This window comes from Gammaproteobacteria bacterium, from assembly GCA_015709695.1.
Lineage (GTDB): Bacteria > Pseudomonadota > Gammaproteobacteria > Steroidobacterales.
The window spans coordinates 415,130-438,696 of sequence record CP054183.1; the positions used below are offsets into that span (position 1 = coordinate 415,130).

Annotated in this window: 24 protein-coding genes; 2 read left to right on the plus strand and 22 right to left on the minus strand. The window is 69.6% G+C overall.

Features of this window, described 5'->3' with window-relative positions:
• Positions 1-58 precede the first annotated feature (58 nt).
• The 17 genes from HRU81_01970 to HRU81_02050 form a co-directional block, all read right to left on the minus strand.
• Positions 59-460 (minus strand): hypothetical protein, encoded by a 402-nt coding sequence (locus HRU81_01970; GenBank protein ID QOJ30972.1) that lies wholly within the window; start codon positions 458-460, stop codon positions 59-61.
• 11 nt (positions 461-471) lie between these two features.
• On the minus strand, positions 472-705 hold the full coding sequence (locus HRU81_01975) for a hypothetical protein (protein ID QOJ30973.1): 234 nt from the start codon (positions 703-705) through the stop codon (positions 472-474).
• A complete protein-coding gene (gene motD / locus HRU81_01980; protein ID QOJ30974.1) occupies positions 702-1,589 on the minus strand; it encodes a flagellar motor protein MotD in 888 nt (295 codons plus the stop codon). Before motD ends, HRU81_01975 begins: the two co-directional genes overlap by 4 nt.
• Before the next feature lie 21 nt (positions 1,590-1,610).
• Positions 1,611-2,351: a flagellar motor protein gene (locus HRU81_01985; GenBank protein ID QOJ30975.1), complete on the minus strand. Its 741-nt coding sequence runs from the start codon at positions 2,349-2,351 to the stop codon at positions 1,611-1,613.
• 1 nt (position 2,352) lies between these two features.
• Positions 2,353-3,096 (minus strand): RNA polymerase sigma factor FliA, encoded by a 744-nt coding sequence (locus tag HRU81_01990; GenBank protein ID QOJ30976.1) that lies wholly within the window; start codon positions 3,094-3,096, stop codon positions 2,353-2,355.
• Positions 3,093-3,986, minus strand: a complete 894-nt coding sequence (locus HRU81_01995) for a MinD/ParA family protein (protein QOJ30977.1) — start codon at positions 3,984-3,986, stop codon at positions 3,093-3,095. Before HRU81_01995 ends, HRU81_01990 begins: the two co-directional genes overlap by 4 nt.
• A complete protein-coding gene (flhF, locus tag HRU81_02000; protein ID QOJ30978.1) occupies positions 3,973-5,181 on the minus strand; it encodes a flagellar biosynthesis protein FlhF in 1,209 nt (402 codons plus the stop codon). Before flhF ends, HRU81_01995 begins: the two co-directional genes overlap by 14 nt.
• 61 nt (positions 5,182-5,242) lie before the next feature.
• On the minus strand, positions 5,243-7,324 hold the full coding sequence (flhA, locus tag HRU81_02005) for a flagellar biosynthesis protein FlhA (GenBank protein QOJ30979.1): 2,082 nt from the start codon (positions 7,322-7,324) through the stop codon (positions 5,243-5,245).
• Between the two features lie 30 nt (positions 7,325-7,354).
• Positions 7,355-8,509 (minus strand): flagellar biosynthesis protein FlhB, encoded by a 1,155-nt coding sequence (gene flhB / locus HRU81_02010; protein ID QOJ30980.1) that lies wholly within the window; start codon positions 8,507-8,509, stop codon positions 7,355-7,357.
• Between the two features lie 2 nt (positions 8,510-8,511).
• Positions 8,512-9,282: a flagellar biosynthetic protein FliR gene (fliR, locus tag HRU81_02015; protein QOJ30981.1), complete on the minus strand. Its 771-nt coding sequence runs from the start codon at positions 9,280-9,282 to the stop codon at positions 8,512-8,514.
• A 19-nt stretch (positions 9,283-9,301) separates the two neighbouring features.
• Positions 9,302-9,571 (minus strand): flagellar biosynthesis protein FliQ, encoded by a 270-nt coding sequence (gene fliQ / locus HRU81_02020; protein ID QOJ30982.1) that lies wholly within the window; start codon positions 9,569-9,571, stop codon positions 9,302-9,304.
• Positions 9,572-9,581: 10 nt separating this feature from the next.
• The gene (fliP, locus tag HRU81_02025; GenBank protein ID QOJ30983.1) at positions 9,582-10,322 is read right to left on the minus strand and encodes a flagellar type III secretion system pore protein FliP; all 741 of its coding nucleotides are present in this window, start codon (positions 10,320-10,322) and stop codon (positions 9,582-9,584) included.
• Positions 10,319-10,741, minus strand: a complete 423-nt coding sequence (fliO, locus tag HRU81_02030) for a flagellar biosynthetic protein FliO (protein QOJ30984.1) — start codon at positions 10,739-10,741, stop codon at positions 10,319-10,321. The genes fliP and fliO overlap by 4 nt, the downstream gene beginning before the upstream one ends.
• An 11-nt stretch (positions 10,742-10,752) precedes the next feature.
• Positions 10,753-11,127 carry a flagellar motor switch protein FliN gene (gene fliN / locus HRU81_02035; protein ID QOJ30985.1) on the minus strand — a complete coding sequence of 125 codons (375 nt, stop codon included), beginning with the start codon at positions 11,125-11,127 and terminating at the stop codon, positions 10,753-10,755.
• The gene (locus tag HRU81_02040; GenBank protein QOJ30986.1) at positions 11,105-12,115 is read right to left on the minus strand and encodes a FliM/FliN family flagellar motor switch protein; all 1,011 of its coding nucleotides are present in this window, start codon (positions 12,113-12,115) and stop codon (positions 11,105-11,107) included. The genes fliN and HRU81_02040 overlap by 23 nt, the downstream gene beginning before the upstream one ends.
• Positions 12,116-12,127: 12 nt before the next feature.
• A complete protein-coding gene (locus HRU81_02045) occupies positions 12,128-12,694 on the minus strand; it encodes a flagellar basal body-associated FliL family protein (GenBank protein ID QOJ30987.1) in 567 nt (188 codons plus the stop codon).
• Between the two features lie 175 nt (positions 12,695-12,869).
• Entirely contained in the window at positions 12,870-14,222 is a 1,353-nt protein-coding gene (locus HRU81_02050) for a flagellar hook-length control protein FliK (protein ID QOJ30988.1), read from the minus strand.
• Positions 14,223-14,362: 140 nt separating this feature from the next.
• Here HRU81_02050 and HRU81_02055 point away from each other — a divergent pair, with 140 nt between their 5' ends.
• Positions 14,363-16,306, plus strand: a complete 1,944-nt coding sequence (locus HRU81_02055) for a S9 family peptidase (protein ID QOJ30989.1) — start codon at positions 14,363-14,365, stop codon at positions 16,304-16,306.
• Entirely contained in the window at positions 16,239-18,398 is a 2,160-nt protein-coding gene (locus HRU81_02060; protein ID QOJ30990.1) for a S9 family peptidase, read from the plus strand. The genes HRU81_02055 and HRU81_02060 overlap by 68 nt, the downstream gene beginning before the upstream one ends.
• Positions 18,399-18,415: 17 nt before the next feature.
• Here HRU81_02060 and HRU81_02065 read toward each other — a convergent pair whose 3' ends face one another.
• From HRU81_02065 to fliF, 5 genes are read right to left on the minus strand one after another with little or no spacing between them, the layout of a single operon-like run.
• The gene (locus HRU81_02065; GenBank protein ID QOJ30991.1) at positions 18,416-18,844 is read right to left on the minus strand and encodes a flagellar FliJ family protein; all 429 of its coding nucleotides are present in this window, start codon (positions 18,842-18,844) and stop codon (positions 18,416-18,418) included.
• 18 nt (positions 18,845-18,862) lie between these two features.
• The gene (gene fliI, locus HRU81_02070) at positions 18,863-20,218 is read right to left on the minus strand and encodes a flagellar protein export ATPase FliI (GenBank protein ID QOJ33242.1); all 1,356 of its coding nucleotides are present in this window, start codon (positions 20,216-20,218) and stop codon (positions 18,863-18,865) included.
• Positions 20,202-20,864, minus strand: a complete 663-nt coding sequence (locus tag HRU81_02075; protein ID QOJ30992.1) for a hypothetical protein — start codon at positions 20,862-20,864, stop codon at positions 20,202-20,204. Before HRU81_02075 ends, fliI begins: the two co-directional genes overlap by 17 nt.
• A gap of 15 nt (positions 20,865-20,879) precedes the next feature.
• The gene (fliG, locus tag HRU81_02080; GenBank protein ID QOJ30993.1) at positions 20,880-21,884 is read right to left on the minus strand and encodes a flagellar motor switch protein FliG; all 1,005 of its coding nucleotides are present in this window, start codon (positions 21,882-21,884) and stop codon (positions 20,880-20,882) included.
• Complete coding sequence (gene fliF, locus HRU81_02085; GenBank protein QOJ30994.1) at positions 21,877-23,544, minus strand: flagellar M-ring protein FliF; 1,668 nt, start codon at positions 23,542-23,544, stop codon at positions 21,877-21,879. Before fliF ends, fliG begins: the two co-directional genes overlap by 8 nt.
• Positions 23,545-23,567: the final 23 nt, after the last annotated feature.

The window sequence follows — 23,567 nt, forward strand, 5'->3', positions numbered from 1 at the left end:
GTTGGCTCCGGTGGTCTCGCAGGCAGGCGTCGTGTGCCCGGTCAGGCTGGTCCGTGACTCAGTGCATTCCCGTGGCCGGCGTGGCCGCGGCCGTCTTCGGGCCGCCGTAAAGCATCTGGATCAGGCGTGCCTCGCTTTGGCCGATGCGGCAGGCGGCAACCAGTTCCTCGGTGCTGGCCCCATGGCGCGACAGGGCCACCGCCTGGCGCAGGCCGGGGCGCGTGGCCACGGCTCCGGCACGCTCGCGTTCCGCCTGCAGCGCCTGCAGCTTGTCGGCGCAGGCGGCGAGTGCCGCCTCCGCTTCCGCGGCCCGCAGCTGGGCGATGCCGGCAGCGTTCAGGGCGCTGGCCGAGCGGCGCGTGGCGCGCCAGCCGAGGCCGAGCGCGAGCAGTGACAGCGTCAGGCTGCCGGCCACCACGGCCGCAGCCGTCACCATGAGGAGATTGAAGCTGATGATCATGGGTCTTCCCCCTATGCGAGTTCGTCGACGATGTGCTCGTGGCCGCCTTCCGCGGCGCCGCCACGATCCTGTTCCGGTGACCGGCCCGGCCGCGAGCGATCCGGTTGCCTGCGGGCGCTGTCGCCCTGGTCGTTGCCCTGGGTCTTGCTCTGGTTCTGGCTCTGGCCACCACGCTTGTTGCGGCCTTCGGGGCGTCGGGTCCAGTTGCCGGCCGTGGGTGGCCTGACCTGCTCGATGGGCGTCATGGTGCGGGCTCCTGTGCCGCCGCGGCGGATTCCGCGGTCGCCGGGGCGGGCTCCTGCGCGGCGCCAGCGGGTGCATCGAGGATCACCAGCGTGACGCGCCGGTTGCGGTTGCGCCCCTCGGTGGTGGCGTTGTCCGCCACCGGCTGGTACTCGCCCTGGCCGGCGACGCTCATGCGCTCGGGCGCGATGCCACGCTGCTCGAACAGCCGGACGATGCACGATGCGCGGGCACCGGAGAGCTCCCAGTTGGAGGGGAACTGCAGCGTGTGGATCGGGCGGTTGTCGGTGTGGCCCTCGACGCGGATGGGGCTGGCGAGCGGCTTGAGGATGCCGGCGATGCTGTCGAGGATGGGCAGCGCGTCGGGCTGGATCTCGGCGCTGCCGCTCGGAAAGAGAATGTCGGTCTTGATCTCGACCTCGACCCACAGCGGCTTGCGCGTCACCGTGACCAGGTCCTTGCCGATGAGCGAGGCCATGGCCTGCTCCACCTGGTCGGCGACCTGGCGCAGGCCCGGACCGTCGACGCCTTCGCCCTCGCCGGCGATGTCGCGCCCCATCTTGTTGAACTGCTCGACCAGGCTCTTGTCGCCGCCGGCGACATGACCCGGCAGCTTCATCGCCTGGGAGGGCGACAGGCCCGCCACGGTGTCGTCGCGGCGCACCTTGACCACCTTGTCGCCGATCTCGATGGGCGCGGTGGTCTTGGGTGAGCCGCGGAAAGCGGCGGTCATGGAATCCGAGAGCACGCGGTACTTGCCCTCGTTGACCGAGGAGACCGCGTACATCACCACGAAGAAGGCCAGCAGCAGCGTGATCAGGTCGCCGTAGGGAATGGCCCAGGCCTCGTGGTTCACGTGGTCCTCGTGTTCGTGCTTGCGTGCCATGGGATCTCCTGCAGGGCCGCGTCAGGCGACGTAGCTCTTCAGCTTGACCTCCAGGTTGCGGGGGTTCTCGCCCTCGGCGATGGCGATGATGCCTTCCAGAACCATCTCCTTGGCACGGCTCTGCGCCTTGATGATCTCCTTGAGCTTGTTGGCGGTCGGCAGGAAGAACAGGTTGGCGAGGCCGATGCCGTAGATGGTGGCGGTGAAGGCCGCCGCGATGCCGTGGCCGAGCTTGCTCGGGTCGGCGAGGTTCTTCATGACGGCGATGAGGCCGAGCACGGCGCCGATGATGCCGAGTGTCGGCGCGTAGATCCCCAGGCCCTCGAAGACCTTGGCGCTCTGGGTGTTGGCCTTTTCCTTGGCCTCCAGCTCCAGTTCCATGGTCTCGCGGATCTTGTCGGGCTCGGTGCCGTCGACCAGCATCTGCAGCGCCTTCTTCGCGAACTCGTCCGGCTCCTTCTCCAGCGCCGGCTCCAGGCCGAGCAGGCCCTGCTTGCGGGCCGTCTCGCTCCACTCGACCATCTTGGCGATCAGTGCGCCGGTGTCCTCCACCGGTGGCTTGAAGATCCAGGGGAAGATCTTCCAGGCACGGAGGAAGGTCTCCTTCGGCGTCTGCACCAGACTCGAGGCCAGCGTGCCGATGAAGACGATGACGAAGGCCGCCGGGTTGGCGAGCGAGGAGATGCCGGCTCCCTTGAGGATGCTGCCGCCGATCAGCGCCACCAGGGCCAGCACCACGCCGGTTGTGGTCAATGGATCCATGTCAGCTTCCGGCCCCCGCGGCCACCCAGTCCTGCAGGCGGGCGCGCAGCCGCACCAGCGCCTGGCCGTGGATCTGGCAGACGCGCGATTCGCTCACGCCGAGCACTTCGCCGATTTCCTTGAGGTTCAGTTCCTCGTCGTAGTAGAGCGACATGACCAGCGCCTCGCGCTCCGGCAGCTCGCCGATGGCGGCGGTCATGGCAGCGTGGAATTCCGCGGATTCGAGCTCGCTCGAGGGGTCGGGCGATGGCTGGTCGCCGTCCGGTCCCTCGTCGCTGCCCTGGTCCGGGTTGGCATCCTCGAGGCTGAACATGCGCTGGGTGGTGGTCGCCGTGACCATGCGGAAGTATTCCTCGAGTGGCACGCCGAGCTCCGCGGCGACCTCCCGCGGGCTGGCATGGGCGCCGGTGCGGTTCTCCACCGCGCGCACTGCCGCGGTCAGCTGCCGCTGCTTGCGGTACACGGAGCGGGGTGCCCAGTCGGTGTTCCTGAATTCGTCCAGCATGGCTCCACGCACGCGTATGCTCGCGTAAGTCTCGAAGGATGCGCCCCTGGCAGCCGAGTACTGCCGGGCCGCATCCAGCAGGGCGATGAGCCCTGTCTGCACCAGGTCCTCCAGCTCCACGCCATCCGGCAGCCGGCCAAGGAGGTGACTCGCGATCCTCTTGACCAGCGGCGCGTACCGTTCCACCAGTTCCTCGGGCTGGAGCTGGCCGGCGATGGCGTAGGCGGAGGCTGAGCTCATGCCACCGCGCCCCGGGCGCCGTCCGGCTGCCGCAGCAGCCGCTCCACGAAGAACTCGATGTTTCCCCGTGCCGCGCGGGGTGCATCCCATTTATCGGCACGATGGGCCAGTTGCTTGAGGGCGGAGGCGGCCAGGCTGGTGGGGAACGCCGTCACAAAAGGCGTCTGCAGCTGGACCGCGCGCCACACCCGGTCGTCGTAGGGCACGCTGCCGGCATGGTCCAGCGACACCTGGAGGAAGCGCTCGGTGACGCGCAGCAGCTTCTCGAACAGCTGGCGGCCGTGGCCGCCCTCGCGGGTCATGTTGGTGACCACGCGGAAGCGGCTGACGCCGCGCTCGCGGGACAGCACCTTGATCACGGCATAGGCATCGGTGATCGAGGTCGGCTCGTCGCAGACCACCACCACGACCTCGTGGGCGGCCTCGGCGAAGCGCAGCACCGGGTCGGAGATGCCGGCCGGGGTGTCCACCATGAGCACGTCGAGGTCGCAGCTGAGTTCGCTGAAGGCGTTGACGATGCCGGCGTTCTGCATGGCGCTGAGGTTGGCCATCTCCGACAGGCCCGAGGCGCCGGGCACCACCATGACGCCGGCCGGGCCGCTGACCACGACCTCCGGCAGGCTGCGCTCGCCGCGCACCACGTCGGCCATGGTGTACTGCGGCTGCAGGCCGAACAGCACGTCGACATTGGCCAGGCCGAGGTCGCCGTCGAAGAGCATCACGCGCCGGCCGAGCATCGACAGGGCCACCGCGAGGTTGGCGCAGATGTTGGTCTTGCCCACGCCGCCCTTGCCGCCGGTGACGGTGATGACCTTCACTGGCCGGGTGTGGAGCTGGCGGCGCAGGCCTTCGGCCTGGTCGGCATGGGTCGCGGGTTCAGGCACAGGCATCGAAATCCACCTCGGCGAAGTGCTCCGCCATGAAGTCTTCGTTGATCTCGGCGTCGCCGCTCATCAGTTCCAGGGCCGATTTCACCAGCCAGGTGCGCCGCGACCCGGCGCAGTGCAGGTCCTCGGGGACCCGCTGGCCGTTGGCGACATAAGCCAGCGGCAGCCGGCCGCGCACCAGCGCCGACAGGGCACCACCCAGGGAAGTCGCCTCATCCGTCTTGGTAAGGATGCACGCCGACGGGCGGGCTACCATGAACGCCTCCACAATTTCCCGCAGGCCGGCGCTCTGGGTATTGGCCGGAAGCGCGAGGAGTACCTTGACGCGGCTGTCGGCGGCGGCAAGCCAGGACAGCTGCCGTGCCAGGCGCACGTCGCGCTGCCCCATGCCGGCGGTGTCGATCAGCACCAGGCGGCGGCTGGAGAGCAGGCCCAGGACCTCGGCCAGGCGGTTGCCGTCACCGGCCTGGTAGACCGGGGCGCCGAGGATCTCGCCGAAGGTCTCGAGCTGCTCGCGTGCGCCGATGCGGAAGGTATCGGTGGTGACCAGCGCCACGTCCTCGGGCCGGCCCTGCAGCGCGTAGCGCGCGGCCAGCTTGGCGATCGTGGTGGTCTTGCCGACGCCGGTGGGCCCGACGACGGCGAACACGCCGCCGCCGGCGATGAGGTCCTCGTCGCAGACCGGAATGCTGGCCTCGAGCAGCCGCAGCGGCGCGCTCCAGGCCGTGCGCGCCGTCAGCCCCTCGCCCAGCCTGGCAACGATGTCGCGGACCACGTCCTGCGTGAGGCCGAGGCGCGCCAGGTTGCGCATGGTGGTGGTGGCGGCGGCATTGCGGCGCACGCCGTCGTTCCAGGCCAGGCGCGAGAGCTGGGTCTCCAGCAGGTCGCGCAGCGTGTGCACTTCCTCGCGCAGGTTGCGGAACTCGCGGTCATCGGCCGGCCGGGTGCCGCGCGGGATCGCGGGCACGCTGGCCGCTGCCGCTCCGTCATCGGCAGCTGCCGCGGCCACGGCTGCCTGGCTGGCTGCAGCGCCGGCGGTTGCCAGCGTGGCCGGTGGCTCGTAGTCGACCGCGGCCGACAGTTCGATGCCATCCTCGACCCGCTGGGTCTCGAGGATGACGGCGTCCGGACCGAGGGTTTCGCGGACCAGTCGCATGGCCTCGCGGATGTCCCTGGCGACGAAACGTCTGATCTTCATCCTGCCTCCCTGTCCTGAGCCCGGGCTGCCCGCTCAGGCGCGGACCCGTGCCAAAATCCCGTCAACTTCCCACCGCCGCCACGAGCTTGACGCGGCGGCTTTCCGGCACCTCGCTGTAGGCCAGTACCTTCAGGCTCGGCACCGCGAAGCGCAGGAACCGCGAGAGCCAGGGCCGCAGCGCCGGTGACACCAGCAATACCGCCGGCTGTCCGGCGATTTCCTGGCGCTGGGTGGTCTCCGACAGCTGCGCCTGCACCCGCTCGGCCAGCGAAGGCTCGATGCCGCCTTCGCCGCCGCCCTTGAGGGCATCCTGCAAGATCTGTTCCAGCCGCGGCTCCAGCGTGATCACCGGCAGTTCCTCGGACTGGGAACCGAGCTTCTGCACGATGGAGCGCCCCAGTGCCGCGCGGACGTGGCCGGTCAGGACCTCGGGGTCCTGGGTGCCGCGGCCATGCTCGGCCAGGGTCTGGCAGATGGTGCGCATGTTGGTGATGGCGACCTGGTCGCGCAGCAGTTCCTGGAGGACGCGCACGATCACCGACAGCGACAGGGTCTTCGGCGTCAGTTCCTCGACCAGCCGCGGCGCGGACTTGGCCAGGCGGTCGAGCAGCTGCTGTGCCTCCTGGTGCCCGAGCAGCTCATGGGCGTTCTCCTGCAGCACCTTGGAGAGGTGCGTGGCGATGACGGTCGGCACGTCCACCACGGTATAGCCGCGTGCCTGCGCTTCCTCGCGCTGCACCGGCTCGATCCACACCGCTTCCAGGTTGAATGCCGGGTCGCGCGCGGGAATGCCCTGGATAGGCTGGTCGATGTGGCCCGGGTTGATGGCCAGTTCGCGATCGGCGTGCACCTCGCCCTGCGCGACGGTGGAGCCCAGCAGGCTGATGCGGTAGCCCTGCGGCGGCAGGTCGAGGTCGTCGCGGATGCGCACCGGGGTGATGAGGAAGCCGAGTTCCTCGGACAGGCGCTTGCGCACGCCCTTGATCCGCCGCATCAGCTCGCCGTCCTGGTTGCGGTCCACCAGCGGGATGAGCCGGTAGCCGACGTCCAGGGCGATGGGATCGGCCTGGCCGACATCGTCCCAGGACAGGTCGCGGTTGGGCTCGGGCGGCGGCATCTCCGGTTCCGTTGCACGGTTGTCGAGAGCCTGGCGGATGGCCGCCGACTTGCGCTCCAGCAGCCAGGCGCTGCCGGCGCAGGCGCCCGCGGCCAGCAGGAAGGCGACGTTGGGCATGCCGGGCACCAGCCCCAGCAGGCCGAGCAGCACCGCCACCACCCGCAGGATGCGCGGATCGCCCGCCAGCTGGTTGAACAGCTGCTGGCTCATGTTCTCGGCGCGCGACATGCGCGTGACGATGATGGCCACCGCCGTCGACAGCAGCAGCGAGGGGATCTGCGCCACCAGGCCGTCGCCGATGGTGAGCAGCGTGTAGGTCTGCGCCGCGGCGGCGAAGCCGAGGTCGTGCTGCAGCGTGCCGATGAGGATGCCGCCGATGACGTTGATGAAGACGATGAGCAGGCCGGCGATGGCATCGCCGCGGACGAACTTGCTGGAGCCGTCCATGGCGCCATAGAAGTCCGCCTCGGTGCGCACCTCGGCACGGCGCTGCGCGGCTTCCTCCTGGGTGATGATGCCGGCGTTGAGGTCGGCGTCGATCGCCATCTGCTTGCCGGGCAGCGCATCCAGGGTAAAGCGCGCGCTGACCTCGGAGACGCGCCCGGCACCCTTGGTCACCACCACGAAGTTGATGATGATGAGGATGGCGAACACCACCACGCCGACGGCGTAGTTGCCGCCCACCACGAACTCGCCGAAGGCCTCGATGACCTTGCCGGCGGAATCGGTGCCGGTGTGGCCGTGCAACAGCACCACGCGGGTGGAGGCGACGTTGAGCGCCAGCCGCAGCAGGGTCGCCAGCAGCAGCACCGTGGGGAACACCGCGAAATCCAGCGGCCGCATCACGTAGACCACCGCCAGCACCACCATCAGCGACAGCACGATGTTGAAGGTGAACAGCGCATCGAGCACCAGCGGCGGCAGTGGCAGTACCACCATGGAGAGCATGGCAAGGATGACGATGGGCAGGCCGACGCCACCGAGGTTGCGCAGGAAGCGTGCAGGGCCGTTGCGGGCTGTGGTCATGTCGTCTGCTCCATTGAAGTCTCAGTCGCCTCAGGCATGCGTGTCGCGCCGGCCGCGCCGCGGCGTGGCGAGGCTGGCGTCCACCTGCACATCCGGGCGCTCGGGCAGGGTGCTGCCGGTCTGCACGGCGGCCTTGAGGCGGTACACGTAGGTCAGCACCTGGGCGACCGCCACGTAGAGCGGGCCCGGGATCTCCTGGTTCAGGTTGGTGGTCCAGTACAGCGCGCGCGCCAGCAGCGGGGCTTCGAACAGCGCCACGCGGTGCTGGCCGGCCAGCTCGCGGATGCGGGCCGCGACATGGTCCACGCCCCTGGCGACCACCACCGGGGCACGCATGCGCCTGTCGTCGTAGCGCAGGGCGACGGCGAAGTGGGTCGGGTTGGTGACCACGACATCGGCGGTGGGCACCGCCTTCATCATGCGGCGGCTGGCCAGCTGCTGCTGCAGCGCGCGGATGCGGCTGCGCACCTCGGGGCGGCCCTCCGTCTCCTTGAGTTCCTCGCGGATCTCCTGCCGCGTCATGCGCAGCTCGCGGTGGTGCGACCAGAGCTGGAAGGGCGCATCCGCCATGGCCACCACCAGCATGCCGAAGCTGCAGGCGATCAGCGTCACGGCGACCAGGTGGCCGGCGTCGTCCATGGCAGCGCCGAGGGGCTCGATGCCCAGCGCCAGCACCGGGCCGCGCGCCCAGGCCAGGCAGCCGAGTGCGAAGCCGCCGATGACCAGTGCCTTGGCCAGGGCCTTGGCGACTTCCACCAGGCCGCGCAGGCTGAGGATGCGCTTGATGCCCTGCACGGGATCCAGGCGGCTCCAGCGGGGCACGAACTGCTCGGTGCTGAACACCCAGCCACCGACCGCCAGCGCGCCGCCCACGGCCGCCAGCGCCAGGGCGACGAGCAGCGGCGCGAAGGCGAGCAGCATGTCGAGGCTGGCCGTGGCGAGTGCCGAGGTCATGGTGCCGGGCTGGTCGAGCATCCGCGGATCCGGGCTCAGGCCGCGGCGCATGAGCTCTTCCAGCGCGGCGCCGAAGTGGCCGCGCGACACGGCGATGACGCCCGCGCCGGCGAGCAGCACCGCGGCGATGTTCAGCTCGCGCGAGCGTGCCACCTGGCCACGCCGGCGCGCCTCTTCCTGGCGCTTCGGCGTGGCCTGTTCGGTGCGTTCCTGGAAATCCATCTCCGCCATGGTCAGCCCCCGCCGAGCATGCGGTTGATGGCATTGAAGGTTTCCGTCAGCTGCGCCTGCCAGATCGGGCCATGGGAGCCGATGTCCATGAGGATCACCAGGAAGCCCATGAGCAGGGTGATCGGGAAGCCGACGGCGAACAGGTTGAGCGTCGGCGCGGCGCGGCTGATCACGCCGAAGGCGACGTTGACCATCAGCATCGCCACCACCGAGGGCAGGGCCAGCTTCACCGCGCCGAGGAACATCAGGCCGGCGAAGTCAGCGACCAGGCGCATGGCGTCGGGGCCGATGCCGCCGCCGCCGATCGGCAGCAGCGCGAAGCTCGCTGCCAGCACCTGGATCAGCTGCAGGTGGGCGTTCACCGAGAGCATCAGCAGCGTGGCGATGATCAGGTAGAAGCGGCCGAGCAGGGGAATGCCGCCGGCCTGCGGGTCCACCACCATGGCGAAGGACAGGCCGGTGCCGCTGGAGACGATCTGGCCGCCGATCACCGCCGCCTCGATGGCGATCTTCAGCAGGAAGCCGATGGCAACGCCGATGATCAGCTCCTGGGCGACCGCCAGCAGGCCGGCCACGCTGAGCGGCGGGTAGGATGGCAGCGGCCCCACCGCCGGCAGCATGGCGAAGGACAGCACCAGGGTGATCAGCAGCCGCACCCGCGTCGGCACGAACATGGCGCCGAATACCGGTGCCACCATCACCATGCCGCCGACCCGCAGCGTGGCCCACAGGATGTGGAACAGCGTGTCGACGAGGGTGGCGAGGGTCAGCATGGCGGCACGGCGCCCGGGCTCAGCCGAGCATGGACGGGATGTTGTGGAACAGGTTGCGGGTGTAGCCGGTGAGCATCTCCAGCATCCACGGGCCGGTCACCAGCAGCGTCACCACCAGCGCCAGCAGCTTGGGGATGAACGACAGCGTCATCTCGTTGATCTGCGTGGCGGCCTGCAGCACGCCCACCAGCACGCCGGTGACCAGGGCGGCCAGCAGCAGCGGCGCGGAGACCAGCATGGTCACGGTGAGCGATTCGCGGGCGACGGTCAGGACCATCTCGGGAGTCATGGTGCAGTCCTCAGTTGGTGGCGAAGCTCGCCGCCAGCGTGCCCATGATCAGGCTCCAGCCGTCCACCAGGACGAACAGCATGATCTTGAACGGCAGCGAGATGAGCATGGGGGAGAGCATCATCATGCCCATGGACATGAGGACGCTGGAGACCACCAGGTCGATGATCAGGAACGGTATGAAGGTGAGGAAGCCGATCTGGAAGGCGGTCTTGAGTTCCGAGGTCATGAAGCTCGGCAGCAGCACCGACATCGGCACGGCTTCCGGCGTCGCGTACTCCTCGTGGCCGGCCAGGTTGGCGAACAGCTCCAGGTCCGGTTCGCGCGTCTGGCCGAGCATGAAGCTGCGCAGCGGCTTCTCCGCAGCCGCAGCGGCGGCATCCAGCTCGATGGTGCCCGCCATGTACGGCTTGACGCCGTTGTCGTAGACCTCGTTGAGCACCGGGCCCATGACGAAGAAGGAGAGGAACAGGGCCAGCCCCACCAGCACCTGGTTGGGTGGCGTCTGCGGCATGCCGATCGCCTGGCGCAGGATCGCCAGCACGATGACGATGCGCGTGAAGGAGGTGGCCGCCAGCGCCAGCGAGGGCAGCAGCGTCAGGGCCGTCATCAGCAGCAGGATCTGCAGGCTCACCGACCAGGTCTTGCCATCGGCGCTGGCGGTGACCAGCTCCAGCGCGCGACCCGCGGGTTCGGCGGCCCAGGCCAGGGCCGGCAGGAACAGCAGCAGCAGGACCAGGGCGCGCTTCACTTCTGCGGCTCCATGTGGCTGGAGAACGGCGCGATCGCCGGCTGCCCGCGCATCACGTGCAGGGTGCGCATGCCGGCCGGGCTGACGCCCACCAGGACCTGCTCCTGCCCGACCTGCAGCAGCACCACTTTCTCGCGTGCGCCGAGGGAGACGCCGCTGACGATCTCGATGAGGCCGGTCTTCAGGTGCCCGCCGGAGCGCAGCCGCTGCGCCAGCCAGGCGAGCCCGCCCACCAGCGCCAGCACCAGGCCGAGGCTCAGTACCATGCGCAGCGCCGGTCCGGCGACGCTGCCCGAGGGCAGGGCGCCCGGCACCGGCTGCGCCGGCGTCTGCGCCACCGCGGCCAGCACGGCGCCGGTGGCGAGCAGGCCGGCCACGGCAAGCGTGGCGGCCAGCAGGAAACGGGGCTTGCGGTGCATGAACCGGGGCCTCAGGGCTGCGGCTGGCGCGCCGGCGGGCTGACCACGTCGGTGAGCCGGATGCCGAACTTGTCGTTGACGACAACGATCTCGCCATGCGCCACCAGGGCGCCGTTGACCAGCACGTCGAGTGGTTCGCCAGCGCCGCGGTCGAGCTCCACCACCGAGCCCTGCGACAGGCGCAGCAGGTTGCCGACGCTCATCTGCGCGCGGCCCACTTCCAGCGACAGGGTCACCGGCACGTCGAGGATGACGTCGATGCTCGGGTGCGCATCGCCGCTGCCGCCGCCGCTCTCGTTGACCTGCTGGAAGGAGGCGGCGCGGAAGCCCGCGTCGGGCTTGCCGGCACGGCCGGCGGGGCTGTCAGTTGTCTTTTGCTCGTCCATCGTTCACTCCCAGGATGCGGCGGTTCGCGGGTTTGCTGATGCGCACGGCATTGCGGCCCTGGAACACGCCAAATGTGCCTTCCATCAGCGGCTGGTCGCCGGCAAGCAGCACGACGCTGGCCGGCAGTTCGGTATGGATCACGTCGCCCGGCCGGGCGAGCGCAATGTCGCGCAGGTTGACCTGCGTGCCGGTCAGCACCGCGCGCATGGTCACTCGCGCCTCCTGCACGTCCTCGCGCAGGCGGCTGCGCCATCTCTGCGCGGTGCCGGATGCGCCCTCGAGCTGGCCGGTGTCGCGCATGCTGCGCAGGGGCTCCACCAGGGCCGCGGGCAGAACCACCTCGAAGGCGTGCTCCTTGTCGTCGATGACGATGCCGAAGCGCGCCACGGACACCAGATCGGAACTGGAAGCGATGGCCGCGAAGATCGGATTGGTCTCCGTCTTGGTGCAGCTGAAATCCAGGTCCAGGAACGGCTTCCACGCCTGCTTCAGGTCCGCCACCAGCGCCTCGACGAACTTGCGGGTCAGGCGCTGCTCGATGGGCGTGAACTCGATCATCTCCCCGGGACGCTGGCCCCTGCCGTCGCCGCCGAAGAAGATGTCGGTGAGCACGAAGACGAAGCCGGCGTCGATGCTCAGCAGCCCCTTCAACGCGGCGGGCCTGATGTCCAGCACGTTGAGGCTGCAGGGCACCGGCAGCTGGCGGGCATAGGCGCCCCAGCGCACGGAGCGCAGCGGGTGCGCAACCACGTCGACGGGATTGCGGAAGAAGCGCCTGCCGGTGGCCTTGAGCAGGCTGACCATGCGTTCGGCGATGGATTCCAGGGCCGGGGCACGGTCCGCGAGGATGCGCTCCCAGTGATCGGCGTGCAGTCCCTGCACTTCGCCGGCGGGCACGAGGCCGTTGCCCTGGCCGGCGACGGCGGGGGGTGCCGGCTCGCGCAGGGCCTGCGACTCCTCGTCGGAAATGATGTCCTTGTGATCCATGGCTTCGCGCGGCTACTGGACCACGAAGCTGGTGAAGTAGAGGTCCTCGACGCCCGGCTTGCCGGTGTTCTCCTTGAGGATGCGCTGCACCTCGGTGAGGCATTCCTTGCGGATGGCTTCCTTGCCGTCGCGGCTGATCAGGTCGGCGAAGCCGTGGCCGGAGAAGATGTTGAGCAGGTTGTTGCGGATGACCGGCATGTGCGTCTGCACCGCCTTGATGGTCTCCTCGTCGCGGCCCATGACCTCGACGGTGACCTGCAGGAACCGCATGCTGCCCTGTTCCTGGAAGCTGACGACCAGCGGCGGGTCGAAGGCCTGGTAGATCGGCGGTGCCTTGGGCTCGGCCTTGGCCTTCGCCTTCGCGGCGCTGCTCTTGCCGTCCTTGTCCGCCGGCTCTTCGTGCGCCGTGCACCCGGGCATCAGTCCCGGGAGGAGCTTGCAACCGACGATGCCGGTGACGAACTGCGCGGCGATCACCAGGAAGAACATGCCGACGCCCAGGCCGATGGTCCGGCCGATGCCACTGCCCCGGGCGGCCTCCTGGGTGGCCTGGGCGACTTCTGCTTCCTCGGTTGCCATGTTTCGTTACCCCGCGGGGACTGTCCCGTCGGGATAAAGCAAGAGCTGTGCCAGCGGCCAGGAGCCGCTAAAACAATCGAAGAAACAGTGTATTACAAGCCTGCAACAGTGACCTGCCAATGACTTGGCACGTCTCGGGACCCGGCCCGCCAAGGACTTGGCGGCCTCGGGGCACTTAGGCCATGACGTCGAGGCGGCGCTGCGGGGCCCTCAGCACCCGCCACGCCGTGGGCTCCTCGGCGGGCGCGCTGGCCTCGCTCCCGGCGCCGCGCTGGCTGGCGCCGGCAGTGTCGGCGCCGAAGCCGCGCTCGGCGAAGGACTGGCCACGACCCGAATCGACATTCGCCTGGGTGAGGCTCAGGCCCTGCTCGGCGAACAGGTCACGCAGCCGGGGGATGGCTGCCTCGAGTGCATCTCGGGTCTGGCCGTGGTGGGCGCTGAACAGCACCTGCGCGGAGCCGTCGTCCTGCACGCTGATGCGGATCTCCATGGGTCCGAGGTGTTCGGGCTGCAGGCGCAGGGTGGCGGACTGCAGGCCGCGGTCGGCCATCATCAGCAGGCGCTCGCCGAGGCCCTGGGCCCAGGCTTCGCGGTCACCCGCGGGCCGCAGGTCGGGCAGGCTGGCGCCGGTTGCATCCATGGCGCTGGTCGCGGCCGAAGGCACGTGGCCTGTTCCCGTGGCGGTGAGGGCCGTGGCGGCTGCCAACGGGCCTGCGCCGGTGCCCGGGTCATGGGAGCGGGGTGAGGGCTGCGCCAGCTCCGCCAGCGCGGCGTCGAGGCGCGCGCGGAAGGCGTCCGGCAGCTGCGCATCGACCGGCTGCGAGGATGGGTCGCTGGCCGATGCCATCGTCGGGCCGCTTCCGGCGGCGACGTCGCCGGGCGCTGCATCGGCATCGGCGTCCATCGTCGGCATCGTTGCCGATGCTGCGGCAGCCACTGTCGCGCCGGCTGCTGCGCCGGGCGTGATGGCGGTCGCCGTGGCCCCGGTCGCGGATCCGTCCGGGGTGACGGTCACGGCAGTGGCTCCGGTCGCCGGTGCCGGGGTGGGCGGGATGGCCGGCGGCGCGGCGAGGCTGGCATCGCCGGGCAGCAGGCTGGCCAGGAGGCCGGCGTCATCCGCGGGCGGCAAGTCCGTGCCGCCTGCCGGCGAATCCTCGCCGGCCGCCTTGCCGTCGCGAAGGCTGCTGGTGGCAGTCGGGGACAGGGCGGCGAGCGTGGCCTGGTCGGTGGCGGCGAGACTGCTGCCGGCCTGCATCGCTGCCGCCGCATCGGCATCCGCAACGGGTGCGGCCGCGAAGGCGGCCGTGGCTGCCGGGACAGCGGCAGCCGGGGAAGCGGCGGGCGCCGGGGCCTGCAATCCCTGCAGCAGCGCGCTGAAACCGGGCAGGCGCAGGGCGTCGCCGGTGCTGCCGTCACGGCCAGCCGCCGCCGGTGTGGCGGATGGGGCAGCCGTGGCCGCGTTGTCGCCAGTGGCGGTGGCGAGCACCAGGCTCGCGAGGGCGGGATGGGATCCGACTGCGTCTGTCACGGGAAGGAAATCTCCTGGTTGACAGGGTGAAACAGCAATATCCATGCCAGCGCCGCCTGGGGGCGTCGCAGGCCTGACTGCCGGGTTGGCGCGGCCCGGTGCCGGCTGTACAGTGATTTCCGGAAGCGAAGGGGGATCCCATGCGCGTCCGTCTGTGCCGGGTGACGATCCTGCTGCTCGCCACGGCGGCGTCGCCGGCCGCACCGCCTCTCGAGGCCTACGGCCGCCTCCCCGGTGTCGAGCACCTGGCACTCTCGCCCTCCGGTGAGCGGGTGGCGACCATTGCGGTCATGGGGGAGCGCCGGCGGCTGATCGTGGCGACAACCCGCGGCAAGCTGCTGCAGAGCGTGGATGCCGGGAATTTCAAGACCCGGGATGTCTGGTGGGCCGGGGACGATCATGTCCTGGCAGCCACGAGCAGTACCTACAAGGCTCCCCTGCAGCTGGTGCTGGGCCAGGCGGAGATGTGGAACGTGTTCAGCCTGTCCGTTCGGACGGGCCACCTCATCGCCGTCTTCGACAAGAACCGGACGCTCTCGCCAGCGGTCTTTGCCGCTTATGGCAGCGCGGTCGTGGATGGGCGCAGCTTCGGATATTTCGGCGGCCTGACCCTCACCACCACGGTCGCCGGCGAGTTCATTCTCGATACGAGAAGCGATTTTATAGTTCCTGACCTGTATCAGGTCGATCTCGAGTCCGGGAAGGCAGAACGCATCGCCCGTGGCAGTCCCTCGCACAGGGGCTGGGTGATGGGCGAGGGCGGCCGCATCGTGGCGCATGCTGAATACATTCGCGAGGCTTCGCTGTGGCGGCTTTACGCCGGCGAGGACCGCGAGCGGCTGCTGCTGGAACTGCCGGCTGCCGTCGAGGTGCCGCAACTTGCTGGCCGTGGCCGTACGGCGGATACGGTACTGGTGTACGACCCGAGATCCACGGGCGATGCCATCGTCGAAGTGGATATCCGCAGCGGCGCCAGGCAGGACATCCTGCCCGAGGCGGGTGACCGCCGCAGCTTCAGGAGTCCGGACAGCGGCCTGCTTCTGGGATTCGACACCGATGATGCCGATTACCCGGCCGTATTCCTTCCCGAGCTGCGGGCGAGACTGAAGGCCACTGCAAGGGCATTCCCGCGCCTGCGGACCTGCGTCACCTCCTTCAGCCGGTCTTTCGATCGACTGGTGGCTTTCACCGATGGCGGGGATGACTCGGGAACCTGGTGGCTGGTCGATATTCCCGCCGGCACGGCCGATCCGATCGGCTATGCCTATCCGAAGATCCGCAGCAAGGATGTGGGCGCCACCCGCATGTTCCACTACACCGCCACCGACGGCCTGGCGCTCGACGGCGTGCTGACCCTGCCGCCGGGAAGCAAGGAGCAGAAGCTGCCGGTGGTGATGCTCCCGCATGGGGGACCCATCGGTGTCAGCGACAGCATCGGCTTCGACTGGTGGGCGCAAGCCTACGCTTCGGCTGGTTATGCGGTGTTCCAGCCGAATTTTCGAGGTTCCGGCGGTCGTGACCACCGGTTCCGCGAGGCGGGCTACGGCGAGTGGGGTGGCAGGATGCTCACGGACATCGCCGACGGCCTCGCGGCCCTGGCGGCTGCCGGCATCGTCGATCCGCGGCGTGCCTGCATCGTGGGCGGCAGTTACGGGGGATACGCGGCGCTCGCTGGCGTGACGGTGCAGCATGGGCTCTACCGCTGTGCGATTGCTGTTGCGGGCGTAACCGACCTGTCGGCTTTCGTCGGCTGGAAGCAGCGTGGCCTGGGCAGCAAGAGCGCCGGCATCCGCTTCCTGCGCGAGGCCATCGGCGCTGAAGATGAGTCCGCCATGGCCCGCATTTCCCCGGGACGGCAGGCGGCTCGCGCGGATGCGCCCGTGCTCCTCATCCACGGCATCGACGATACCGTCGTGCCGATCGCGCAGAGCGAGGCCATGGCCGATGCGCTCGGGAGAGCCGGCAAGCCCCACGAATTCATCCGCATGAAGGGCGAGGACCATTGGTTGTCGCGCGATGAAACGCGTACGGCCATGCTCGAGGCATCGGTGGCGTTCCTCAGGCGCCACAATCCGGCGGACTGAGGGCGGACTCTGGCGAAAGACCGGCGGACAAGGGAGAAATACGCTGACCCGCACACACGGTCTCGTTGCTGCCATGCTGTTTCTGGCAGCGTGTCCGCTGCGGGCAGCCGATCCCGCCAGGCCGTCGCCTTCGCTGGATGACCTGTTTGCCCTGCCGGTCATCGTCGACATGGCGCTTGCCCCTTCCGGACGCCATGCCGCAGCGGTGCTCATGGTCAATGACGCTTTCGCCCTGGCCGTACTCGATCTCACAACCGGGCAGCAGAACGTCATCCTGCGCCTCGACAAGGCCTTTGCCGGTGACAAGACCTCCGGCGCCATCCGCCGTGTCGCGTGGAAGTCCGACGAGCGCCTGCTGTTCTGGACGGCCGTGATGCCGGCAGCACGCGCCAACATCTGGGTCGGTTCCAAGGACTTCGACAGGCTGGGCACGCGTGTTTTCGCCATCGACCGGGATGGCGGCCACATCGCCAGATTGCTCGCTTCATCCCGGGACCGCGCCCTGGCAGGGGCGATGGATCTGGACGACATCGTGTCCTGGCTGCCGCAGGACCCGGAGCATGTCGTCATGCTCGTCAAGGGTCTCGGTTCCCCCGCGCTGTTCCGTGTCAACCTGACGGACGGCGAAGGCGAGCTGGTGACCCGTGGCACGCCCTCCACGGTCGGCTGGTGGCTCGATGTGGACGGCCGGCCGACTGCGCGGGTGCAGTGGTTTGGTGGAGCGTTTACGTTCTGGAAGCCGGAACCGGATGGTGAATGGAAGCGCTTCCTGAAGATACGGACCAGGGACCTGAAGACGCTTCCTGATTACCTGTACCTGGGCGCATCGGACCAACCCGGCCGCTTTTACGTTCTCGCCAGGCCCGAGAACAGGGACCGGATCGGCGTGTACCTCTTCGACCTGGCGGCCGAGGCTTTTGGCGAGCCGCTCATCGAGGACCCCCTATACGACATGGCTTTCGCGCGGGTATCCCAGGATGGGAAGAAACTGCTCGAATCCTGCCATATCGCCGACGTGTGGGTCTGCCAGTACACCGACCCGGTGCTCGAGGCACATATGAAGGGCATCCGCAGGTACTTCGCCGATTCTGCCAACGTCCGCCCGTTTGCCACTGCCTCCGATGGCAGGACACTGCTCATGTTCGTGGAAGGACCGGGTCAGGTGCCCGCCTTCTGGCACTACCGGACCAGCGACCGGCAGATCATGCCGATCGGTGTGGCGGCGCAGGCGCTGACCGGGAAGGCGCTCCCGAAGGCGTCCATCGTCCGCTGGAAGTCGCGGGACGGACTCGATCTCAGCGGCTATCTGACCCGGCCGGCCAATGCGACCGAGGCGGACAGACTGCCGCTGGTCGTGATGCCGCACGGAGGGCCTGCGTGGCGGGACCTGCTGACCTTCGATGCCGATGTGCAATACCTCGCTGCGCGTGGGTATGCCGTCTTCCAGCCGAATTTCCGCGGCTCGGTCGGCTTCGGTGAAGCCTTCGTGAAGCGCGGTGATGGCGAGTGGGGCCGCCGGATGCAGGATGACATCAGCGATGGCCTGCTGGCGCTGGTGGGGAAAGGCTGGGTGGATGCCGGGCGGGTGTGCATCGTCGGCACGTCCTACGGCGGCTACGCGGCACTGGCGGGCGCCACGCTCACGCCCGACCTGTATCGTTGCGCCGTCTCGATTGCCGGGATCAGCGATCTGGCCGGCTTCCTGAAATTCCGCAAAAAGCAGCTGGGGGCGGATTCCGAGCTGTATCAGTACTGGGTGCGCATCATCGGGGATCCTAAGGCCGACGCACGCAGGCTCGCTGCGGTGTCACCGGTGGAACTGGCGAGCGCGGTCAAGGTGCCCGTGCTGCTGATGCACGGGACGAACGATGCCGTCGTGCCCATGGAGCAATCCGAGCTGATGCAGAAGGCCCTTGAGAAGGCGGGCAGGCCAACGGCGCTGCTGCGTTTCCCGGGTGAGGCCCATCCGGACTGGTCGACAGCCCACCACAAGGCTGAACTGATCGCCATCGACCGGTTTCTCTGGCAACACCTCGGACCCGGCCACGGGATCACGGCGCCGCCAGCGGAGATGCCGGCCATCGCAAACTGAGCGTATGGCCGGCGCCCTCAGGAGCGCCGCCGCTGCGCGATCTCGTCCAGCAGCCGCTGCTCCAGCCGCTCGCGGTGCTCGCCGATGCGCTCGCGGATGCGCTCGTTGTAGCGCTGCAGGGCGAGGGCCTGGGCGCGGGCCCCGCGCCAGCGCTCGACCTGCTGCTGGTAGCGGCTGTGCTCCTCGGCCACCACCTGGCGCTGGCGGATCGCCGCCTCGCGCAGCCGCGAGGCGAACTGGCGCCGCCCGGTGATCATGGCGACGGTGAGGCCGGAGCCGCCGTCCGCGGACAGGCGCTCGTACTGCTGCAGGTAGCTGTCGATCTGGCGCAGCCGCTCTTCCTCGGTGCGCAGGCTGCGCAGCCGCTGGCCGACGTCGCGCGAGGCGGCATCCGCGCCGAACTCGGCGAGCCGCTGCAGCGAGGTCAGGGGCTTGCGCTGGCGCATGGCTCGGGCGCGTCGTGGCTAGCCGACGCTCTCGGCGTTGACCAGGGCTTCGAGCTCGGCGATGGCGGTTTCCAGCGGCACCACCTGCTGCATCTCCTGGCGCAGGAAGGCCTCGATGCGTGGCCACAGGCGCATGGCGCGGTCGAGCTGCGGGTCGGTGCCGCTGCGGTAGGCGCCGACGGTGATCAGGTCGCGGTGGCGCTGGTAGTAGGCATAGATCTCGCGGAAGCGCTGCGCCGCCTGCAGGTGCTGGGGCGGGCAGATGCGGCTCATCGAGCGGCTGATGGAGGCCTCGGGGTCCACCGGCGGGTAGATGCCAGCCTCGGCAATCTCCCGCGACAGCATGATGTGGCCGTCGAGCACGGCGCGGGCGGCATCGACGATGGGATCGTTCTCGTCGTCGCCTTCGGCCAGCACGGTATAGAAGCCGGTGATGGAGCCGCCGCCGCGGGTGCCGGTGCCGGCGCGCTCGATCAGCTGCGGCAGGCGCGAGAACACCGAAGGCGGGTAGCCCTTGGTCGCCGGCGGTTCGCCGATGGCCAGGCCGATCTCGCGCTGTGCCTGGGCGAAGCGGGTCAGCGAGTCCATCAGCAGCAGGACGTGCAGCCCCTGGTCGCGGAAATGCTCGGCGATGGCCGTGGCCATCCACGCGCCATGCAGACGCAGCAGCGGCGAGCAGTCGGCGGGTGTCGCCACCACCACGGAGCGTGCCAGGCCCTCGCTGCCGAGGTTGTCCTCGACGAATTCCTTCACCTCGCGGCCGCGCTCGCCGATCAGGCCGACGACGATGACATCCGCCTTCGTGTAGCGCGTCATCATGGCGAGCAGGCTGCTCTTGCCGATGCCGCTGCCGGCGAACAGGCCGAGCCGCTGGCCCCGGCCGGCGGTGAACAGCGCATTGAGCACGCGCACGCCGACATCGAGCGGCTCGGCGATGGGCTGGCGCTGCAGCGGATTGATGGGCCGGGCCTCGAGCGGCACGCGCGCCTCGGCCAGCACCGGGCCGCGGCCGTCGAGCGGATTGCCGGCGCCGTCGATGACGCGCCCGAGCAGGGCGCGGCCCACCGGGACCTGGGCCACGCTGCGGGTCGGGATGACCCGCGCGTTGGGCATGACGCCCGCCAGGCCGCTGGTGGGCATCAGGTACAGGCGGTCGCCCGCGAAGCCGACCACCTCGGCCTGCACGCTGCTGCCGTCCTGGCCTTCGATGAGGCAGCGCGCACCGAGCGCGGCCTCGCAGCCGGTGGCCTCGAGCGTCAGGCCCGCGGCGCGCGCCAGGCGGCCCTCGACGATGTAGCCGGGGCCGCGCACGCGCCCGCGCAGCGTCGCCAGGCCGCTGCTCCAGCGCCGGCCGCGTTCAGTGGCCAGCGTCATGATCGGGTGTCTGGCCATCGGTGGCAGCGGCCTCCTGGCGCTGGTCCTCGAACAGCGTAGCGATGGTTCGCGCCAGGCGTGTCTCCAGCCGGCCGTCCACCTGGGACTGGGCAGTGGTCACCAGGCAGCCGCCGCGCTCCAGGACCGGATCGGCCTCGATGCGCCAGCCCTGGTCGCCGCCGTCGCCGGAAGCCAGGCAGTCGCGCAGCACCGCGGCATCCAGCGGGTGCACGCGCACCACCACGTCGCTGGCGGCCATGGGCAGCGCCGCCAGCGCCTCGCGCACCACGCCGGCGAGATGGCTCGGGTCGAGACGCATCTCGCGGCGCACCAGCTGGCGCGACACGGCCTTGACCAGTTCGATGATCTCCTCGTGGAAGCGGTGGTCGAGGTCCTCGAAGGGGCGGGCGAGTGCATCGAGCGCCGTCACCAGCGCGCCGCTGCGCGTGGCGATCTCCTGTTCAGCCGCCGCGAGGCCGGCACGGCGGCCTTCCTCGAAGCCCTCGCGCCAGGCCTGCTCGCGGGTGTCGGCGGCGCTTTCCGCCTGCGCGCCGCGGCCCGGGCGGGCGGTGCCGTCGACCTCCGGCGCCTGCCAGGTCTGGCAGCCCTCGGCCAGCTCGTGGCTGCGGATGAGTTTCGAGGCCATCGACAGGCGCATCCGCTACACGAACTCGTTGCCGGCGCCGCCGAGCATGATCGTGCCCTCGTCGGCGAGGCGGCGGGCCACGGTGACGATGTCCTTCTGCGCGAGCTCCACGTCGGAGAGCTTCACCGGGCCCTTGGCTTCGAGGTCCGACTTCAGCAGCTCCGCGGCGCGCTTGGACATGTTGCGGAAGATCTTGTCCTGCAGCGCCGGGTCGGCGCCCTTCAGCGCCACCACCAGCGTGTCGGTGGTGATTTCGCGGACCAGTGCCTGGATGCCGCGGTCGTCGACGTCCATCAGGTTCTCGAAGATGAACATGTTCTCCTGGATCTGCTGCGACAGCGAGGCGTTGAGCTGGTCGAGCTCCTCGACGATCTTCTTCTCGGCGTCCTTGGGCACCTGGTTGAGGATCGAGGCGGCGCTGCGGATACCGCCCATGCTGGTCATCTTCTGCGTGCCGGCCTGCTTGAAGCGGTGCTGGAGCACGTCGTCGAGTTCGGAGATGGCGCTCTCCGGAACCTCGGCCATGCGGGCGATGCGGGTGACGACATCGGTGGCCTGGCGCACCGGCAGCTGGCCGATGATCTGCGCCGCCTTGCCCGGCTCCAGGCCCGCCAGCACGATGGCGATGACCTGCGGATGTTCGCCCTGCACGATCTCGGTCACTTCCTTGGCCTCCATGAGCTGCAGCGAGTCCAGGCCCTTTTCCTCGCCCTCGACCAGTCGGTCGTAGAGGGTGCGCGCCCGCTCCTCGCCGAGGGAGCTGGTGAGCAGGCGCTTGAGGAACTTCGGTGAACGGCCTGCCAGCGGCGCCTCCGACTCGACGTTCTCGGTGAAGTGGCCGAGCACGGCATCGGCCTGGTGGCGGGACACCTTGCGCAGCTTGGCCATCGCGGCACCGAGCTTCTGCACCTCGGACACCGGCATGTGCTTCATGACCTCGGCGGCTTCCCGCTCGCTGAGGGACATGAGGAAGACGGCGGCGCGCTCGCTGCCGGAGAGATTGAGGGTCTGGTTACTCATCGGTCTGCATCCAGCCCCTGACGATCTGGGCTACCCGTTCCGGATTCTTGTCGGCGAGCTGGCGCGCGACACTGACCTTGTCGTCGAATGACAGCGCGGCCCGCGGCTGCGCGATGTGCCCGGCGCCGCCTGCGCCGGCCGGCAGCGCGGTGCCAGCCGGTGCACCGGCACCGGCGGCGCCCGCGCCCAGGCCGCGCATGATCGGGCGGATCACCGCGAAGGCCAGGGCCAGCACCAGCAGGCCGGCCAGCACGCTGCGCAGGGTATCGAACAGACCCGGGGAATCGAGCAGCCCCGGGCCTTCGGCCTCGGCCTCGGCCGGCTTCTCGTAGAAGGACACGCTGCTGACACTGACGGTGTCGCCGCGCTTCTCGTCGAAGCCGACGGCTTCCTTCACCAGCCGCGTGATGTCGTCGATCTCCTGCTGGCTCGGCGCCTGGGTGGTGACCGTGCCGTCCTCGGCGGTGTTGCGCTTGTGGTCCACGAGCACCGCCACCGACAGGCGGCGGATGGAGCCGACCGGCGAGCGCGTGCGGCTCAGGGTGCGGTCCACCTCGAAGTTGCGGGTGCGGTGCAGGGATTCGTTGGTCGGCGTGGTCGTGGCCTGGCTGGACTGCGCGGCGGCGCCGGCTGCACCCGCGGCGGCGCCGGGGGCAGTCGCGGCGGCCTGGCCGGGAGCCGGCGGGTTGGCGGCGTTGGTGGCCACCACGGGTGGCGGCGGGGTATTGGAGAGGGCGCCGGGGATGCCGCCGTTCGCCAGCCCGCCGTCGCGGCTGCGCTCCTCGGCGACCTGCTCGCTGCGCAGGGCGGTGTTCTCCGGGTCGTAGTTCTCGCGCGTTTCCTCGCGCTCCGTGAAGTCCATGTCCGCGGTGACCGTGGCGCGGATGCGGTCGGGACCGAGCATGGGGCCGAGCAGGCTGACGATGCGCTCGGTGTAGCTGTTCTCGATGCGCTCGGTGTACTCGAACTGCTGTGTCGAGATGCCTAGCGCCGAGGCGTCACCCGGGGCATTGAGCAGCTTGCCCTGCTGGTCCACGACGGTGACCTTGTCGGCAGCCATGCCGGGGATGCTGGAGGCGACCAGGTGCACGATGGCCGCCACCTGCGACTTGTCGAGCTGGCGCCCGGGATAGAGGTTGACCAGCACCGAGGCGCTGGGGTCGCGGCGCTTGCGCAGGAACACCGAACTCTCGGGCAAGGCCAGGTGGACTCTCGCGGCCTGCACCGGGCGCAGGGTGCTGATGGTCCGCGCCAGCTCGGTTTCCAGGGCGTGGTTGTAGCGCGCGTTCTCCATGAACTGGCTGGTGCCGAAGCCACCCTGTTCCTGCATCATCTCCAGGCCGACGCTGGCGCCGCGTGGCAGCCCCTGGCCGGCCAGCTTCAGGCGCGCCTCCGGCACGCGGTCGCCGGCGACGAGGATGGCGCCGCTCTTCGGATCGACCTTGTGCGGGATGTCCGTGGCGTTCAGCGCGTTCATGATCTCGCCGGCTTCCTGCTGGCTGACGTTGCTGAACAGCATGGTGTAGCTCGGCTCGCGGACATAGAACGCCGCGGTGACGCCGGCGGCGATGGCGGTGGCCAGTCCGGTCAGCAGGAGCAGCTGGCGCAGGCCGGGGATGCGGTTGAGTGCGGCGAGGGGACTGGTTTCTGCGACGTCCATGGCTGCTTACCTTGTGGCGTTTC

Bases quoted from the DNA above. Each gene is read 5' to 3' on its own strand.
- flhF (QOJ30978.1), bottom strand. From the start codon at position 5,181: ATGAAGATCAGACGTTTCGTCGCCAGGGACATCCGCGAGGCCATGCGA.
- motD (QOJ30974.1), bottom strand. From the start codon at position 1,589: ATGGCACGCAAGCACGAACACGAGGACCACGTGAACCACGAGGCCTGG.
- HRU81_01975 (QOJ30973.1), bottom strand. From the start codon at position 705: ATGACGCCCATCGAGCAGGTCAGGCCACCCACGGCCGGCAACTGGACC.
- HRU81_02065 (QOJ30991.1), bottom strand. From the start codon at position 18,844: ATGCGCCAGCGCAAGCCCCTGACCTCGCTGCAGCGGCTCGCCGAGTTC.
- HRU81_02075 (QOJ30992.1), bottom strand. From the start codon at position 20,864: ATGGCCTCGAAACTCATCCGCAGCCACGAGCTGGCCGAGGGCTGCCAG.
- HRU81_02055 (QOJ30989.1), top strand. From the start codon at position 14,363: ATGCGCGTCCGTCTGTGCCGGGTGACGATCCTGCTGCTCGCCACGGCG.
- HRU81_01985 (QOJ30975.1), bottom strand. From the start codon at position 2,351: ATGGATCCATTGACCACAACCGGCGTGGTGCTGGCCCTGGTGGCGCTG.
- flhB (QOJ30980.1), bottom strand. From the start codon at position 8,509: ATGGCGGAGATGGATTTCCAGGAACGCACCGAACAGGCCACGCCGAAG.
- HRU81_01995 (QOJ30977.1), bottom strand. From the start codon at position 3,986: ATGCCTGTGCCTGAACCCGCGACCCATGCCGACCAGGCCGAAGGCCTG.
- fliG (QOJ30993.1), bottom strand. From the start codon at position 21,884: ATGAGTAACCAGACCCTCAATCTCTCCGGCAGCGAGCGCGCCGCCGTC.
- HRU81_01970 (QOJ30972.1), bottom strand. From the start codon at position 460: ATGATCATCAGCTTCAATCTCCTCATGGTGACGGCTGCGGCCGTGGTG.
- flhA (QOJ30979.1), bottom strand. From the start codon at position 7,324: ATGACCACAGCCCGCAACGGCCCTGCACGCTTCCTGCGCAACCTCGGT.
- fliR (QOJ30981.1), bottom strand. From the start codon at position 9,282: ATGCTGACCCTCGCCACCCTCGTCGACACGCTGTTCCACATCCTGTGG.
- HRU81_02040 (QOJ30986.1), bottom strand. From the start codon at position 12,115: ATGGATCACAAGGACATCATTTCCGACGAGGAGTCGCAGGCCCTGCGC.
- fliO (QOJ30984.1), bottom strand. From the start codon at position 10,741: ATGCACCGCAAGCCCCGTTTCCTGCTGGCCGCCACGCTTGCCGTGGCC.
- fliQ (QOJ30982.1), bottom strand. From the start codon at position 9,571: ATGACTCCCGAGATGGTCCTGACCGTCGCCCGCGAATCGCTCACCGTG.
- fliF (QOJ30994.1), bottom strand. From the start codon at position 23,544: ATGGACGTCGCAGAAACCAGTCCCCTCGCCGCACTCAACCGCATCCCC.
- fliI (QOJ33242.1), bottom strand. From the start codon at position 20,218: ATGACGCTGGCCACTGAACGCGGCCGGCGCTGGAGCAGCGGCCTGGCG.
- HRU81_02045 (QOJ30987.1), bottom strand. From the start codon at position 12,694: ATGGCAACCGAGGAAGCAGAAGTCGCCCAGGCCACCCAGGAGGCCGCC.
- HRU81_01990 (QOJ30976.1), bottom strand. From the start codon at position 3,096: ATGAGCTCAGCCTCCGCCTACGCCATCGCCGGCCAGCTCCAGCCCGAG.
- HRU81_02060 (QOJ30990.1), top strand. From the start codon at position 16,239: ATGAAACGCGTACGGCCATGCTCGAGGCATCGGTGGCGTTCCTCAGGC.
- fliN (QOJ30985.1), bottom strand. From the start codon at position 11,127: ATGGACGAGCAAAAGACAACTGACAGCCCCGCCGGCCGTGCCGGCAAG.